This window comes from Nonomuraea mangrovi, from assembly GCF_042681425.1.
GTDB classification, from domain to species: Bacteria; Actinomycetota; Actinomycetes; order Streptosporangiales; family Streptosporangiaceae; genus Nonomuraea; species Nonomuraea mangrovi.
In genome coordinates, this window is the sequence record NZ_JBHUFV010000068.1 from 27,592 (window position 1) to 41,047 (window position 13,456).

The window sequence follows — 13,456 nt, forward strand, 5'->3', positions numbered from 1 at the left end:
CCGCTACCGGGTGAGGTTCCTGAACGGGTCGTCGTAGGTGCCGAACGGCTTGGGCGTGGCGGCCAGCGCCTTTTCGGCGTTGTCCTTGGTGACCAACTCGACCGGGGCCTTCACGTTGGGCGGCAGGGCCTTGCCCTTCGCGGCGGCCTGGCAGGCCTCGACGCCCATGAGGCCGATCGCGTACGGGTACTGGGCGACGGTGCCGTCCAGCGTGCCTGCCTTGACCGCCTCCAGCGCGTCCTTGACGCCGTCGACGCTGATCACCTTGACCTTGCCCGTCTTACCTGAGTTGGCGATGGCCCGTGCCACGCCCAGTCCCATGTCGTCGTTGGCGACGAAGAAGCCCACCAGGTTCGGATTGGCCCGCATGACGTCGGTCGCCGCGGTGAGCGCCGTCTGGCGGTCCCAGTTGGCGGCGACCGTCTGCACGACCTTGAGCTTGGGCCCGATCCCCTTCTGGAACCCCTCGACCCGGGCGCCGCTGGTGACGTCTCCCGCGATGCCGCCGACCACGGCGACGTCGCCGCCTGCCGGCACCAGCTCGGTCATCCGAGCTCCGGCCATCTTCCCGGCCTGGACGTTGTCGGTGCCGATGTAGGTGGCCAGCGTGACGTTGGCGCTCTTGGCCGCCGCTGCGTCGACCGGGCTGTCGATGTTGACGACGGTCTTGTTCAGCACGGAGAGCCTGGCCAGGCCCTGGATGAGGTTGGTGCCGGAGATCGGGTTGACCACGTAGCAGGAGTAGTCCTGCCCGGCCAGGCCGTTGAGCTTGTCCGCCTGGCCGGTCGTGTCGGTGATGGAGTTGGCCGCCTGGACCGTGACGGGTACCCCGGCGGCCTTGGCCTGGTCGTCGATGCCCTGCTTCATCGTCTGGAAGAAGGGGTTGTCCAGGCCCTTGATGATGGCGGCGATCTTCGTCTGGGCGTCTGCCGCGTCGCTCGCGCCGGTGGCGGCGCTCGTGTCGGCGGACCCGCTGGAGCCGCAGGCCCCCAGCACGAGCGCGCCCGCGGTCACGACGGCGCCGACTGCCGCCGCGCGACGGCTGCTGGTGTTCGCGTGCATTCGGGTGCCCCTTTCGCCGTTGGTCTGATGACCGTAAGTCCACTTCTGAATCCTGACAAGACCTCTTTCGACTTTTTAAGTCGAAACATCCTTGACTTACGCCCAATGCAGTTCATAGCTAGAGTGGTCGAATGCACACACCGGGCGTCGTCTCGGCGCGGATGGGGGTCAGCGCCGGTGAGATCCTCAGCCTGTTCCGAGACTCCTCCGACGGCCTCACGAAGGCCGACGTCATGCGCAGGACCGGGCTCTCGCGCACCACGGTCAACCAGCGCCTCGACGGGCTGCTGGCCGCAGGCCTGCTGATACCCGCGCCGGAGGACGCGCGCACCCGGGGCCGCCCCGCCGGCCAGTTCATCGTCAACCGCGGCCGCGGTGTGCTGCTGGTGGCCGACATCGGCGCCACCGGCCTGCGCGCCGCCCTGTGCGACCTCGGCGGGGACGTGCGCGCCGAACTCGAGACGCGCGCCGACGTGACGGCGGGCCCCGAGGCCATCCTGACGATCGTCGACGAGCTGTTCGCCCGGATCATCAAGGACGGCCGCCACGACGCCGCCTCCGTGCTCGGCGTGGGCATCGACGTTCCTGGCCCCGTCGACTTCGCGACCGGGCGCGTGGTCAGCCCGCCGATCATGACGGGCTGGGACCGCTTCGACATCCCCGGCTGGTTCGGCTCCCGCTACGGCTGCCCCGTCCTGGTCGACAAGGACGTCAACGCCATGGCCTTCGGAGAGCAGCGCCTGCGCTATCCGGACGTCCCGCACCTGCTCATGGTCAAGATCGGCACGGGGGTCGGCACCGGTCTCATCGCGAGCGGGCAGGTGCACCGCGGCGCCGACGGCGCGGCCGGTGACGTCGGCCACATCCAGGTCACCGTCGACGACGTGGCCGAGCCGCCCGCCTGCCGGTGCGGCAACGCCGGTTGCGTGGAGGCCTACGCGGGCGGGTGGGCCCTGGTCCGCGACCTGCGGGAGGCGGGCCGCGACGTCGCCACCGTGGACGACGCCGTGCGCCTGATCCGCGGCGGTGACCTCGTCGCGGTACGGCTCGCCCGGCGCGCGGCCCGCATCCTCGGCGGCGCGATCGCCGACATGGTCAACCTGTTCAACCCGCGCGTCATCGCGATCGGCGGTCAGCTCGCCCACACCGACGAGCAACTCTTCGCCGGCATCCGCGAGATCGTCTACCGGCGGTCCCTGCCGCTGGCCACGCGCAACCTCCAGATCGTCCGCAGCGACCTCGACCCGCACGCGGGCATCCTCGGTCTCGCGCAACTCCTCGTGGACGGGATCTACACCCCTGAGCGCGTCCAGGAACTCGTCGACGGCGCGGTCGCCTGGGCGCCTGTTTCCGCAGGTCGGCGTTGGTAACCATGCCAGTGGGTCGCAAGCGGCCGGCAACCGGTATCTCCCAGAATGGCCGGATCGAACCCCGCGACGGATTCGGTCAACCGGGGGAAACGATGAACATCCGTGTCCGATCCAAGGTGCTCGCCCTGGCCGCGACGTTGTTCGCCGCGGGTGTCGCCTTCATGCCGATGTCGCCGGCGGACGCCGCAGCGGCCCGTGCCCAGGGCTGCACCTTCGACGGCGTCCGCTACGACGAGGGAGAGAAGATCAAGGCCGGTAACCACAGGGTGCTGACCTGCAAGAGGAACGTCCTGACCGGCGCCTTCTACTGGGCCGGGAAGGCGTCGGGCAAGGGCAGGGTCAAAGGCACGTCGGCCGGCCTGAGGTGACCCGGCGCGCGTCCCTCGCCCCGGCGGCCAGGCCGCGATGACGGGCCCGGCCGTGGGGGGCGGGGGACCGGCCCGCCCCGGGGTGTGCGCCTCAGTCCAGGTGGAACACCTCGTCCAGGGTGAGCATCTCCTCGTCGGGGCGGCGGCCGTCCAGGGCCTCGAAGAACGGCGCCATCTCCGCCTGCCACCGGTCGTTCACCTCGGTCGCCGCCATCGCGCTGCGGGCGGCGTCGAAGTCCTCCGTCTCGAGGTAGCCGACGAGCAGCCCATCGGGGCGCAGGAACAGCGAGTAGTTGCGCCACCCCGTGCGGCGCAGCGCGTCGAGCATGTCAGGCCAGACGGCCGCGTGCCGTCGCCGGTACTCCTCCAGGCGGTCGGGGCGCACTTTCAGAAGGAAGCAGACGCGTCGCATGAGACTCCCACCGCAAGAGAAACGTTTTAACGCCTGGCCAGCAGACATTACGAGCCGTGCTCCGATGCCGTCAAGAGCCGTGGTCGCCACGTACCAAGGGCGATCGGGCGGCCTCGCGCGCCGGCTGTACGGTGACGCGCCGCGACGACGGTCACCCACCCGCCATGCCGTTGTTCGCTCGTGGATCAGGCCCGGATCTGGCTGGTGATGGAGGGGTCGGTGATGGCGGTGTCGTTCGCCAGCAGGAAGGCCTTGCTGAGGATGAGCGCCAACCTGCCGTCCTCCTCGAACGGAAGGAACAGCCCGGCGTGGGGATCGCGAGCGGAGACGATGCACAGGCAGGCGTCGTTGGGCTCCATCAGGATGTTCGCCGAACCCCAGGTGGATCTTGTAGGTGCGTAGGTCGCCCCGAACCACCAGGAAGCGATCGGTCACGGCGCACCGGTCGGCGATGGCCGTACGCCCGATCAATCGGGACAGCGCGTCGCGGCGCACCTCGGCGGAGGGCGGCAGCGCCGCGAACGAGCCGGACCGCCAGTAGTCCCGCAGCCGATCAGGCCCCTGGTCGGCCCCCTGGGGAGCGGCCGTGATCGAGGTGAGCGCCACGAACAGGTCGACGTTCCGCATGGCCTCGCTGAACACCAGCGCCGGGACCTCCGTCAACGGCGCCTGGCGCCATCCGCCCCCGGCCGGCCGCTGGAAGATGACCTGGTCGGTGACCGCGTAGCCCTCGTCGTACAGACCGTGGTGCAGCGTCACCCGCCAGCGCCCGCCGGGCCTGCCCGTCGGCGCCGCCATCCCACGGCCCGATAAAGTCGGACGTGCGCGCGATCAGATCGCCGAAGTCCTCGGGCCCCGCCTGGTCGGGCATGCCGAGGCCGTCCAGCAGGCCGGTCTCGACAGGACGGATGTCGCACACTCCGACGAGCTCCACCAGCCCTCTGGCGGCCGTCGCGCGCAGGTTCGCGAGGTGCGCGCGGCCGTGGCCGTGGGCGCCCGCCGGCACGACCCTGGTCAGCTCCACGTCAACCCCAGCCCTCTGGCGCCCGAAGACCGCAGCTCGGCACCCTCGATCACGACCGGATACGGCTCGGCCAGCAGTCCGAGGTCGGTCAGCGTGGCGTCCTCGACCTTCTCCACCATGGCCGGATGGGGGAGCGCGAGGGCCAGCTGCCCCGACAGCTCGGTCAGCAGGTGCGGGTGAACCGGCACGTCGAAGGCGTGGGCCAGCTCCGCGATCCGCAGGAACGGGGTGATGCCGCCGACCCTGACCACGTTCGGCTGGATCACGTCGCAGGCGCCCGCCGTCAGCAGGTCGCGGAATCCGTGGACGGTGTAGACGTTCTCGCCGACCGCCACGGGCACGTCGATGCGGCGGCGCAGCTCCACGTGCGCGGCCACGTCGTCGGCGGGCAGCGGCTCCTCGATCCAGTGCAGGTCGTACGGCGCGAGCGCGGCGATCGCGCGGCGGGCGCGGTGCAGATCCCACCGCTGGTTGGCGTCGATCATCAGCGTCGTGGCGGGGCCGACGGCCTCGCGGACCGCGGCGACGCGTTCGACGTCCTCGGCCAGGTCGGGCCTGCCCACCTTGATCTTGACGGCGCGATGGCCTGCCGCGCTCCAGCGCCTGGCCTGCTCGACCAACTCGTCCAGGGAGTAGTGCAGGTTGACGCCGCTGCCGTAGACGGGGACGCCGGCGCGGCGCGCGCCCAGCACGTCGGCGAGTGAGGACTCGCCGCAGCGCAGGTCCCACAAGGCAAGATCGATTCCGGCCATGGCGATCGTGGTCAGCCCGCCGCGCCCCGCCTCGCTCAGGTGCCTGGACAGCCGCTCCCACACCAGCTCGGGATGGGCGGGCATGCCGATCAGTGCCTGGCGGATGTCGTTGTCCAGGAGTGCCTTGATGGCCTTCGCCCCGATCTGGGGGGTCCACGAGAACCCCGTGCCCACGCGGCCGTCCTCCAGTGCGACCGTGCAGACGATCACATGGTTATGGCGCACGTCGGCGCCCCATGGCCTGCGCAGTGGCACCGAGCGCAGCTCCGTCACCAGGTCTTTGATCATGACGCCACCAGCGACAGGCCGGTCTTGATGAGCGTGTCCAGCTCGGCAAGGTGCTCGGGCGTGAGGTCGGTCAGCGGCGCCCGCACCGGGCCGACGTCCAGCCCGCGCAGCCGCAGTCCGGCCTTGACCAGCGAGGCCGCGTAGCCCGGCGCCTTGCTGCGCAGCTCGACCAGCGGGGCGTAGAAGGCGGTCAGCAACCGGGTGTCGCCGGCGAAGTAGGCCGTCGCGATCTCGGGGGCGAAGGCGAACAGCGCCATGCCGAGGGGACCGCCCGCGCCCGCGACGACGGGCACCGCGCCCTGGGTGACCTCGACCGCCACCGCGACGGCCCGCGCCTGCTCGTCCTGCGGCAGCGCCGAGAACTCGCCCATGCCGCACGCCACGAAGACCGCACCGGGACCGTGGCGCAGACCACGGGCGATGTGCTCGGCCAGCGCTCCCTCTCCGTCGAACGGTGTCACAGGGAAGAACAGGACACCACTGAGGTTCATTCGTCAAAGCTCCTTCAGGAGAGTTCGGTGGCGCGCCGGCGGCGCCTGCCCGACGGCCGAGCGCGGCGCCAACGCCGGCCGCCTCGTCTCCGGTGGCGGGGGGCCACGCCGCCGGGGCCGGGCGCCCCGCGCTCCCGGTGACAAGGTCTGCTCACGTGGCGGGCCCTTCTCTTCCGGCACTGCAACCAGTTGCATGAAACAGTGTCGTTCTCGACGGACTACGTCAAGAGCGCTCCGGAATGTGCGCCGGTGAGCCGGCGATTCGCCGGGATCCAGGCGGCGTTCCCATACGCAACCGGTAGCAGAATCGGACGAGCCTGATGCGGCAGCCGACGGCGGCCGCGGGCCGGATGGCGGTCGACCTGTTGCCGGCGGCGGTCAACGCGGGAGAGGCGGGGACGCCGACGCTGGCCAGGCTGGAGACGACGCTGGCGGTCCGCGAGTCCACGGGGGCGGCGGCCTCGCGCCGTTGAGCATCCGGCGCGGCCTGTCGGCTTCCGGGCCGGCGGGTGGCGTCGCGGGCGCAGCCTCAGCGTGAGGCCACGATCGTGGCGAGGGCGAGGCTGGCGGCGCCGCGGGCGTGCGCGCTGTCGTCCCACCGCCGGACGTTGATGTCCAGCGCGGACAGGACCCCGCCCTCGACCGCGGGACGGAAACCGGGCTCCAGGAACGGCCAGAGCACATGGCTCTCGCCGATCACCGTCAGCGCTCGTACGGCCAGCACGTTCACCACCCCCGCCACGGCCCTGCCCAGGATGGCGCCGCGCTCGGCGAGCAGGTCGCGGATGCCGGGCGCGTCGCGTTCGGCCAGCCGTACCAGATCGGGGAGCGTCAGGCCCGCGCCGGTGAGCCCGCGCGCCTGGGCTTCGTTGGCCAGCGCGTAGGTGGCCAGGTAGGCGTCCAGGCAACCGCGCCTGCCGCACACGCAGGCGGGCCCATCGGGACCGATCGGCACGTGACCGAACTCGCCCGCCACCCCGTCGGGCCCCCGGTGGACGCGCCGGCCCAGCACGATGCCCATGCCGACGCCGTCGCCGATGGCGAGCACGAGGAAGTCGTCGTGGTCGCGGCCGGTGCCGAACAGCAGCTCGGCCGTGGTGCTCGCCCTGGTGTCGTTGTCGATGAGCACCGGCACGGGCAGGCGGGCGCCCAGCAGCGGGCGCAGCGGCAGGCCGGTCCAGCCCAGCCGGGGTGACAGCCGCAGGCTTCCCGCCGCAGGATCGATGACGCCGGGCAGCGCCAGGCCGATGCCACGCACCTTCGGGCCCGAGGCAGGGTCGGCCAGCACCGGCTCGCAGGCCTGCGACAGTTGCTCGACCGGGTCACCGGACGGATCGAACGGCAGCGTGAACCGGCGCACCTCGCTGCCGTCGAGCCGCATGAGCACGCCCACCAGGTGGTCGGGGTGAACGCGCAGGCCCAGCGTGTAGGCGGCGTCGGGCACCACCTCCAGCGGCACCCTCGGCCGCCCGGGACCGTTGACCTGCGGCGGCAGCTCGCGCATGAAACCCAGCTCGATGAGGCGGCGCGTGTGCTCGGTCACCGTGGCGGCGCCGAGCCCCAGCCGGCCGGCGATCTGCGACCGGTTGAGCGACTGGGACCCGCACAGGGCGAGGATCTCTGCCCTGATCAGATCCTCTCGAGGAAGGGAACCAGCGGAGTGGGCGTGCGACATATCGCCATTCTTCCTCTCTTGACGGTCCACCCGATCAAGCCTAGGGTCGGCACCACATTAAATTCGTCACCGAAAATATTAGGGGCGAGGATCATGCGAATGCGCAGGATGGCCGTGCTGGCCACGGGAATCGCGCTGGCCACGGCAGCGACGGGCTGCGGCGCGGGCGGCGCGTCCGACGCCGCGGGAGGCACCAAGGACTCCAGCGGCGCCGTGACGCTCGACTGGGAGATGTGGGCTGGAAGCGAGGACGAGAAGGCCCAGCTGGACCATCTCGCGCAGCTCGTCAGCAAGCAGGACCCGAAGATCAGGATCAAGCTGCGGACCGCGCCGTTCAACGACTACTTCACCAAGCTCCAGACCGAGTTCGCCGCGGGCAAGCAGGCCTGCATCGTCTCGCTGCAGAGCCTGCGGCTGGGCGCCTACGCCGACCTGATGGAGCCGCTCACGGCGGAGCAGGGCTTCGCGCCCGCCGCGCTGAAGGCGTTGCAGCTCGACGGCAGGCAGCTCGCCCTGCCGTACGACCTCGCCTCGATGCTCGTGTACTACAACAAGGACGCCTTCGCCAAGGCCGGGATCGCCGAGCCGAAGGCCGGCTGGACGATCGCCGACTTCGAGAAGGCCGCAAAGACCCTCACGGCGGGAGGCAAGGCGGGGTTCGGAATGTCGCTGTCCGACCTGCACACGCTGTCGATGCTGCTGACCTACAACGGCGCCGAGCCGGTCACCGACGACCTCAAGCTGCAGATGGACGGCAAGCCCATGGTCGACGCGCTCACCTGGTACGCGGGCCTGGCCGAGGGCACCGGCGCCAGCGTCCCCGCCGGCTCCTCCGAAGGCGGCTGGGGCGAGACCCAGTTCCTCAACGGGAACGCGATGATGGCGGTGGACGGGTCGTGGAACGTCGGTTCGACGCTCAAGGACGCGAAGTTCAAGGTCGGCCTCGCCCCGCTGCCCGCGGGGCCCGCCGGCTCGAAGACGTACATCGCCGACTCAGGCTTCGGCGTGGCGAAGTCCTGCCCGTACAAGGAACAGGCCCTCAAGGCGGTCTCGGTGCTGACCGGCGTCGAGGCGCAGACCTACCTGGCCGAGGTGGGCCGCGGCTTTCCCTCCAGGACCGAACAGCAGGCCGTCTACGAGCGGTTCCTCGTCAAGCAGGACCAGACCAACGCCGAGGCCGTACGGCAGGCGATGGCCGCGATCAGGGACGGCCTCGCCGGTGGAGTCCCGCTGTTCACCACCAAGAACTGGGACACCGTCAACAAGCTCATGGCCCAGTATCTGATCCAGACCTACACAGGGGCGCAGAGCCCGAAGGACGCGCTGGCCACGATCCAGCAGCAAGGCGCGCGCGGACAGTGAGGCGCGGCGAGCAGTGGAGCGCGCTGGCCTTCGCCACCCCGAGCGTGCTCGGCCTGGGCCTGTTCACGCTCTTCCCCGTGGGCATGGCGGTGGTGATGAGCCTGTTCACCTGGCCGATGCTGGGCTCGAACGAGTTCGTCGGGCTGGACAACTTCCGCTACCTGTTCGGCGCCGATCCCACCTTCCTGGCGGCCCTGCGCAACACCTTCGTCTTCACCGGCCTGTACGTGCCGTTGAACATCGTGCTCGCGCTCGGGCTTGCGTTCTGGATCAGCCGCTCACACTGGAAGAACCTGTGGCGGGTGCTGTTCTTCATCCCGGCGATCACCCCCATGGTGGCCAACGCCGTGATCTGGAAGCTGCTGTTCCAGATGGCAGGGCGGGAGCCGAACCTGCTGGCCGACGGAAGAACCGCCCTGCTGTCGGTGGTGGCCATGAGCGTCTGGCAGGGCTTCGGCTACAACATGATCGTCTTCTCCGCGGCGATCAATGAGATGCCGCGTCCCGTGCTCGAGGCCGCCGCGATCGACGGGGCGAGCGGCCTGCGCAGGCTGGTCAGCGTGCAACTGCCGCTGATGTCGCCCGCCCTGTTCTTCGCCACGATCATGACGGTGATCAACGCGCTGCAGGTCTTCACCCAGCCGTACATCCTGACTGCGGGCGGCCCGGGCAACGCCACCTCGACGCTGGTGATGAACATCTACCAGGCGGGGTTCCAGTCGCGCGACCTCGGCCTGGCCGCGGCGGGGGCGTGGGTGCTGTTCGCGATCATCCTGCTGGTGACGGCCGTGCAGTTCGTGGGCCAGCGACGGTGGGTGCACTATGAGAGCTAGATCCGTCGTGTCCCACGCCCTGCTGGCGGCGGTGGCGCTGGCCTTCCTGTACCCGCTGATCTTCGCGGTGGCCACCGCGCTCAAGCCGCCGGGCGAGACCTTCGCCACGACCTCCCTGCTGGGGTCCGAGCTGCGCTGGCGCAACTTCGCCGACGTCTTCACGTACGTGCCGTTCCATCGCTACATCGTCAACGGCGTGCTCGTCGCAGGCGCGGGGACCGTGGTCGTCCTGGCCGCCTCGGCGCTGTCGGCCTACGCCTTCGCCGCGCTGCGCTGGCGGGGAAGGGAAGGCGTGTTCCTGCTGTTCATGGCCACGCTGATGGTGCCGCAAGAGGTGCTGGTCGTGCCGATGTTCCTGCTCATGCAGGCCTTGGGCTGGGTCGACACCTACCAGTCGCTGATCTTCCCCTGGGCCTTCACCGCGTTCGGCGCCTTCCTGCTGCGCCAGTTCTTCAGGAGCGTGCCACGCGAGCTGCGCGAGGCCGCCAGGATGGACGGCGCGGGCGAGCTCAGGATCTTCCTGCGGGTCATGCTGCCCCTGGCCAGGCCCGCGATGGGCGTGCTGGCGGTCTTCACCTTCATCGGCTACTGGAACAGCTTCCTCTGGCCGCTCATCATGATCAACGACGTCACCGAGCGGGGCACCGTACCACTTGGCCTGCAGCTGTTCTTCGGCCAGAACGGCAACCAGTGGCACCTGGTGATGGCCGCCTCGATCGTCTCCGTCCTGCCGACCCTGCTGGTGCTCATCGCGCTGCAGAAGCACCTGGTCAAAGGCATCGCCGCGGCCGGGCTCGCCGGCCGTTGAAAGGAATGCATGCTCACCTTCGACAGACGTGTCGGACCCGACCTCGGACCCGACGCGCCCGCCTATCCTCAGCACGAGGTGCCTTCCTGGTATCGCGACGCCAAGTTCGGCGTGTTCGTCCACTGGGGCCTCTACTCCATACCGGCGTGGGCGCGGCCCCGGCGGCCCGGCGAGCACGTGCCGGTGGAGCTGGAGTACCACCACCACCAGTACGCCGAGTGGTACGCCAACACGGTGCGCATCCCAGGCTCGCCGACCCGCCTCCTGCACGAGCGCGAGTACGGCGTAGGGACCTCCTACGAGGACCTCGCGGACTCCTGGACGATCGAGGCGTTCGACCCGCGCCGCTGGATGCGGCTGTTCGCCGACTGCGGCGCCCGCTACGTGGTGCCCACGGCCAAGCACCACGACGGTTTCTGCCTGTGGGACACCGCCACCACGTCCTTCAGCAGCGTGCGCCGCGGCCCGCGCAGGGACCTGATCGCCGAGCTGGCAGAGGCCGCGCGCGAGGCGGGGCTGCGCTTCGGCCTCTACTTCTCCGGCGCGCTCGACTGGCACGTCTCCGACTTCGCGCCGATCCGGTCGGCGACGGACCTGTTCACCCTGCGCCGCAACGACGAGGCGTTCGCCCGGTACAGCTTCGACCAGCTCATGGAGCTGGTCGACAGGCACGCCCCCGACGTCCTGTGGAACGACGTCGACTGGCCCGACGCGGGCAAGACGGCCGGTCCCTCCAGCCTGAGGGCGCTGTTCGAGCGCTACTACGAGCAGGTGCCCGGCGGGGTGGTCAACGACCGGTGGGGGGTGCCGCACCTGGGCTACCGCACCCGTGAATACCACTCGGAGGAGGGGGTCACGCCGTGGGTGTGGGAGGCGACGCGCGGCCTCGGCACGTCGTTCGGATACAACAGGGCCGAGGACGACCGTCATCTCATCGGCCACGGCGACCTGGTGCGCCTGCTGGTCGACACCGTGGCCAAGAACGGCAACCTGCTGCTCAACATCGGCCCGCGCGCCGACGGCTCGCTGCCGGAAGACCAGGTCGAGCGGCTGCGCCACCTGGGCGACTGGCTGAAGGCGCACGGCGAGGCGATCTACCGGACCAGGCCGTGGGTCCGCTACGCCGAACCGGTCGGCGCTCCGGTCCGCTACACCGTGGGTCCCGACGGCGCGTTCCATCTGATCGCCATGGATCCGTCGGCGGGATGGCTGAGGCTCGCCGACGACCTGGTCGAGAGCGCGCGGGCCACGGCGTCGTGGGGGGACGTGCCCGCGGTCGTGGACGCCTCAGGCCACGTGACGATCCCGCCGGGACTGCGAGGGCTGCCCGCCGCCGTCCTGACCTTGCGCCAGGCCCACCCGGGCACCGGCTGATCGCCGCGCGACGACCTGGCGCGCCGCGACGATCCTGCGGCACCTCGATGCCTGGGCATCGTCTCGCGTGCCGCGCCTCGCCTCGGTCAACCGCGCCTGCCGCGGGGGGAGTGGCGGCAGGCGCGGCCGTCTGGTGAGGCGGGCGGCCGTGCGGTGACAGATGGCGCACGGCTCACTCGGCCGATTCGGATGGATCGGGTGCCGGTGCGAAGGTACGCAGCAGGTAGCGGCGTTGACGGTTGGTCAGCTCGCCCATGCTGGCGTCGGCGGCGATCTCGCCGAGTTCCAGCAACGTCCCGATCCGGTCGGCGCTGCAGCCGGGCATGACCTGCAGCAACCAGCCGATGGGGGTGGCGACGGCGGTGGCGTCGGTGCGCCGCAGCAGCTCGGCCAGGCTCAGGCGTCCGCTGGCCACGGCTTGGCGCAGCTGGTCACGGCTGAGCACGGGCTCACCGCTGTGCAGGTCCGTCGGCGGGGCGGGGGAAGGGCCGCCGCCGTCACCGGTGAGGGAGTCCGGTTCCGCAGGCCCCTCGGCCTCCTCCATACCGCCCGCCTGGGCGTTGGTCACGGTACGGCTCGCGGCGGCCGGGGCGGCCGCGGGGATGTCGGCGGCCGACGGAGAGCCGTCCTCGAGCACGGTCTGGGCGGACAGCAGCAGGACCGTGGTGGCCAGGACCGCCGCGGAGGCGAGAATCAGGTGACGACGTGACAGGCGGCCGCCGTTGGCGTTGCCGGCCAGCTTGAGGCCGACGACGGCGGTTCGCAGCAGCACGCCGGTGATCATGCCGAGGAGCAGCGGCACGACAGCGGGCGGCAGCGGGGCGAGCGTGGCCAGGGCCACGCCGAGGGCGGGGCTCAAGCAGGAGGCGAGCAGCCAGGGCGCGAGGCGTTGACGTCCCAGGTCCAGCAGGGCGGTCAATGCCAGGCCCTCGCTGGCGGAATGGACCATCAGGGCCGCGACCACCACGGCCGAGGCGGCCAGGGCCAGCGTCGCTCCTTCGACGACACGGTGCACGGTGAGCGCCGCGGCGGTGCCCACGCCGCCGAACAGGGCGGCGCCGACGACGCGGGTCACCCTGCGGTGCAGGCCAGGGGCATGCTTGCCGCGCCGGGCGCTCTCGTGGGAGTGGCCGCACCCTTTGCGGGTGAAGTAGGTGATGACCGCGAAACCGAAGACGGTGGCGAGTCCGAGCAACCACAGCGGCGTGTTGGTGTCGGATGCTTCGCGCCAGGCGTCCGGCAGGAGCTCGATCAGCGCGGTGATGAGCATGAGCGCCGAGGCGACGGCCAGCCATACGGTGATCTTCCGGGCGTTGCGGCGCGCCAGCCACGCTCCGGCGAGCGTCGACAAAGACACCAGCAGCACAGCGGTCCAGGTGCCGAGGCCGGCCGAGGTGAGCCATCCGGGCAGCAACGCGTCCGGTGGCGGCCAGCCCGACGGCCACCCGACGGGGGAGACGGCAGGAAAGGCAGGGGCGGAAAGATCGGGCCGGGGCGTGTGGTGCAGGGCCAGGGCGAGTGCGGACGCCCCGGATGGCAGGAGCATGACGCTGCCTTTCTGACGCGGGTGGCGCGAAGTCGGGGGTTCAGGGGCGAGCGGGATCCCTGGCGGGGTCGGTCATGGGTCGCGGGGGGCG

At 70.8% G+C, this 13,456-nt stretch carries 15 protein-coding genes and 1 pseudogene; 8 read left to right on the forward strand and 8 right to left on the reverse strand.

The annotated features are described in order from the left end of the window. Positions 1–3: 3 nt before the first annotated feature. Complete coding sequence (locus ACFSKW_RS43815) at positions 4–1,062, reverse strand: sugar ABC transporter substrate-binding protein (RefSeq protein ID WP_379580420.1); 1,059 nt, start codon at positions 1,060–1,062, stop codon at positions 4–6. A 131-nt stretch (positions 1,063–1,193) separates the two neighbouring features. On the opposite strand from ACFSKW_RS43815, the gene ACFSKW_RS43820 reads away from it, so the two are divergent. Continuing rightward, a complete protein-coding gene (locus tag ACFSKW_RS43820) occupies positions 1,194–2,432 on the forward strand; it encodes an ROK family protein (RefSeq protein ID WP_379580422.1) in 1,239 nt (412 codons plus the stop codon). Positions 2,433–2,524: 92 nt separating this feature from the next. Next, positions 2,525–2,800 carry a hypothetical protein gene (locus tag ACFSKW_RS43825; protein ID WP_379580424.1) on the forward strand — a complete coding sequence of 92 codons (276 nt, stop codon included), beginning with the start codon at positions 2,525–2,527 and terminating at the stop codon, positions 2,798–2,800. Between the two features lie 91 nt (positions 2,801–2,891). On the opposite strand, the gene ACFSKW_RS43830 is transcribed toward ACFSKW_RS43825, so the two are convergent. From ACFSKW_RS43830 to ACFSKW_RS55025, 3 genes and pseudogenes are all read right to left on the reverse strand, one after another. Next, complete coding sequence (locus ACFSKW_RS43830) at positions 2,892–3,212, reverse strand: L-rhamnose mutarotase (protein WP_379580426.1); 321 nt, start codon at positions 3,210–3,212, stop codon at positions 2,892–2,894. A gap of 185 nt (positions 3,213–3,397) precedes the next feature. Further along, a complete protein-coding gene (locus ACFSKW_RS43835; RefSeq protein ID WP_379580428.1) occupies positions 3,398–3,571 on the reverse strand; it encodes a DUF7737 domain-containing protein in 174 nt (57 codons plus the stop codon). 25 nt (positions 3,572–3,596) lie between these two features. After that, positions 3,597–3,839: pseudogene (locus tag ACFSKW_RS55025) on the reverse strand (DUF7737 domain-containing protein); the annotation flags it as partial. On the opposite strand from ACFSKW_RS55025, the gene ACFSKW_RS43840 reads away from it, so the two are divergent. Beyond that, positions 3,799–3,939: a hypothetical protein gene (locus ACFSKW_RS43840; RefSeq protein WP_379580430.1), complete on the forward strand. Its 141-nt coding sequence runs from the start codon at positions 3,799–3,801 to the stop codon at positions 3,937–3,939. The pseudogene ACFSKW_RS55025 and the gene ACFSKW_RS43840 overlap by 41 nt on opposite strands. A 287-nt stretch (positions 3,940–4,226) precedes the next feature. Here ACFSKW_RS43840 and ACFSKW_RS43845 read toward each other — a convergent pair whose 3' ends face one another. Both ACFSKW_RS43845 and ACFSKW_RS43850 read right to left on the reverse strand, forming a co-directional pair. Then, a complete protein-coding gene (locus tag ACFSKW_RS43845; protein WP_379580432.1) occupies positions 4,227–5,276 on the reverse strand; it encodes a mandelate racemase/muconate lactonizing enzyme family protein in 1,050 nt (349 codons plus the stop codon). After that, positions 5,273–5,767 (reverse strand): dihydrodipicolinate synthase family protein, encoded by a 495-nt coding sequence (locus ACFSKW_RS43850; RefSeq protein ID WP_379580434.1) that lies wholly within the window; start codon positions 5,765–5,767, stop codon positions 5,273–5,275. Before ACFSKW_RS43850 ends, ACFSKW_RS43845 begins: the two co-directional genes overlap by 4 nt. Before the next feature lie 320 nt (positions 5,768–6,087). Between ACFSKW_RS43850 and ACFSKW_RS43855 the strand changes: the two genes are divergently transcribed. After that, positions 6,088–6,240: a hypothetical protein gene (locus ACFSKW_RS43855; protein ID WP_379580436.1), complete on the forward strand. Its 153-nt coding sequence runs from the start codon at positions 6,088–6,090 to the stop codon at positions 6,238–6,240. 56 nt (positions 6,241–6,296) lie between these two features. Here ACFSKW_RS43855 and ACFSKW_RS43860 read toward each other — a convergent pair whose 3' ends face one another. Beyond that, positions 6,297–7,442: an ROK family protein gene (locus tag ACFSKW_RS43860; protein ID WP_379580438.1), complete on the reverse strand. Its 1,146-nt coding sequence runs from the start codon at positions 7,440–7,442 to the stop codon at positions 6,297–6,299. 99 nt (positions 7,443–7,541) lie between these two features. Between ACFSKW_RS43860 and ACFSKW_RS43865 the strand changes: the two genes are divergently transcribed. The 4 genes from ACFSKW_RS43865 to ACFSKW_RS43880 are packed head-to-tail and all read left to right on the forward strand — an operon-like array spanning position 7,542 to position 11,819. Next, a complete protein-coding gene (locus ACFSKW_RS43865; protein WP_379580440.1) occupies positions 7,542–8,804 on the forward strand; it encodes an ABC transporter substrate-binding protein in 1,263 nt (420 codons plus the stop codon). Continuing rightward, positions 8,801–9,637, forward strand: a complete 837-nt coding sequence (locus tag ACFSKW_RS43870; protein WP_379580442.1) for a carbohydrate ABC transporter permease — start codon at positions 8,801–8,803, stop codon at positions 9,635–9,637. The genes ACFSKW_RS43865 and ACFSKW_RS43870 overlap by 4 nt, the downstream gene beginning before the upstream one ends. Then, positions 9,627–10,445 (forward strand): carbohydrate ABC transporter permease, encoded by an 819-nt coding sequence (locus ACFSKW_RS43875; RefSeq protein WP_379580444.1) that lies wholly within the window; start codon positions 9,627–9,629, stop codon positions 10,443–10,445. The genes ACFSKW_RS43870 and ACFSKW_RS43875 overlap by 11 nt, the downstream gene beginning before the upstream one ends. 9 nt (positions 10,446–10,454) lie before the next feature. Further along, on the forward strand, positions 10,455–11,819 hold the full coding sequence (locus ACFSKW_RS43880; RefSeq protein ID WP_379580446.1) for an alpha-L-fucosidase: 1,365 nt from the start codon (positions 10,455–10,457) through the stop codon (positions 11,817–11,819). Between the two features lie 172 nt (positions 11,820–11,991). Here ACFSKW_RS43880 and ACFSKW_RS43885 read toward each other — a convergent pair whose 3' ends face one another. Beyond that, the gene (locus tag ACFSKW_RS43885; protein ID WP_379580448.1) at positions 11,992–13,365 is read right to left on the reverse strand and encodes a hypothetical protein; all 1,374 of its coding nucleotides are present in this window, start codon (positions 13,363–13,365) and stop codon (positions 11,992–11,994) included. Positions 13,366–13,456: the final 91 nt, after the last annotated feature.

Coding starts and splice junctions, on each gene's coding strand:
- ACFSKW_RS43815 (WP_379580420.1), bottom strand. CDS start 1,062: ATGCACGCGAACACCAGCAGCCGTCGCGCGGCGGCAGTCGGCGCCGTC.
- ACFSKW_RS43820 (WP_379580422.1), top strand. CDS start 1,194: ATGCACACACCGGGCGTCGTCTCGGCGCGGATGGGGGTCAGCGCCGGT.
- ACFSKW_RS43825 (WP_379580424.1), top strand. CDS start 2,525: ATGAACATCCGTGTCCGATCCAAGGTGCTCGCCCTGGCCGCGACGTTG.
- ACFSKW_RS43830 (WP_379580426.1), bottom strand. CDS start 3,212: ATGCGACGCGTCTGCTTCCTTCTGAAAGTGCGCCCCGACCGCCTGGAG.
- ACFSKW_RS43835 (WP_379580428.1), bottom strand. CDS start 3,571: ATGGAGCCCAACGACGCCTGCCTGTGCATCGTCTCCGCTCGCGATCCC.
- ACFSKW_RS43845 (WP_379580432.1), bottom strand. CDS start 5,276: ATGATCAAAGACCTGGTGACGGAGCTGCGCTCGGTGCCACTGCGCAGG.
- ACFSKW_RS43850 (WP_379580434.1), bottom strand. CDS start 5,767: ATGAACCTCAGTGGTGTCCTGTTCTTCCCTGTGACACCGTTCGACGGA.
- ACFSKW_RS43855 (WP_379580436.1), top strand. CDS start 6,088: ATGCGGCAGCCGACGGCGGCCGCGGGCCGGATGGCGGTCGACCTGTTG.
- ACFSKW_RS43860 (WP_379580438.1), bottom strand. CDS start 7,442: ATGTCGCACGCCCACTCCGCTGGTTCCCTTCCTCGAGAGGATCTGATC.
- ACFSKW_RS43865 (WP_379580440.1), top strand. CDS start 7,542: ATGCGCAGGATGGCCGTGCTGGCCACGGGAATCGCGCTGGCCACGGCA.
- ACFSKW_RS43875 (WP_379580444.1), top strand. CDS start 9,627: ATGAGAGCTAGATCCGTCGTGTCCCACGCCCTGCTGGCGGCGGTGGCG.
- ACFSKW_RS43880 (WP_379580446.1), top strand. CDS start 10,455: ATGCTCACCTTCGACAGACGTGTCGGACCCGACCTCGGACCCGACGCG.
- ACFSKW_RS43885 (WP_379580448.1), bottom strand. CDS start 13,365: ATGCTCCTGCCATCCGGGGCGTCCGCACTCGCCCTGGCCCTGCACCAC.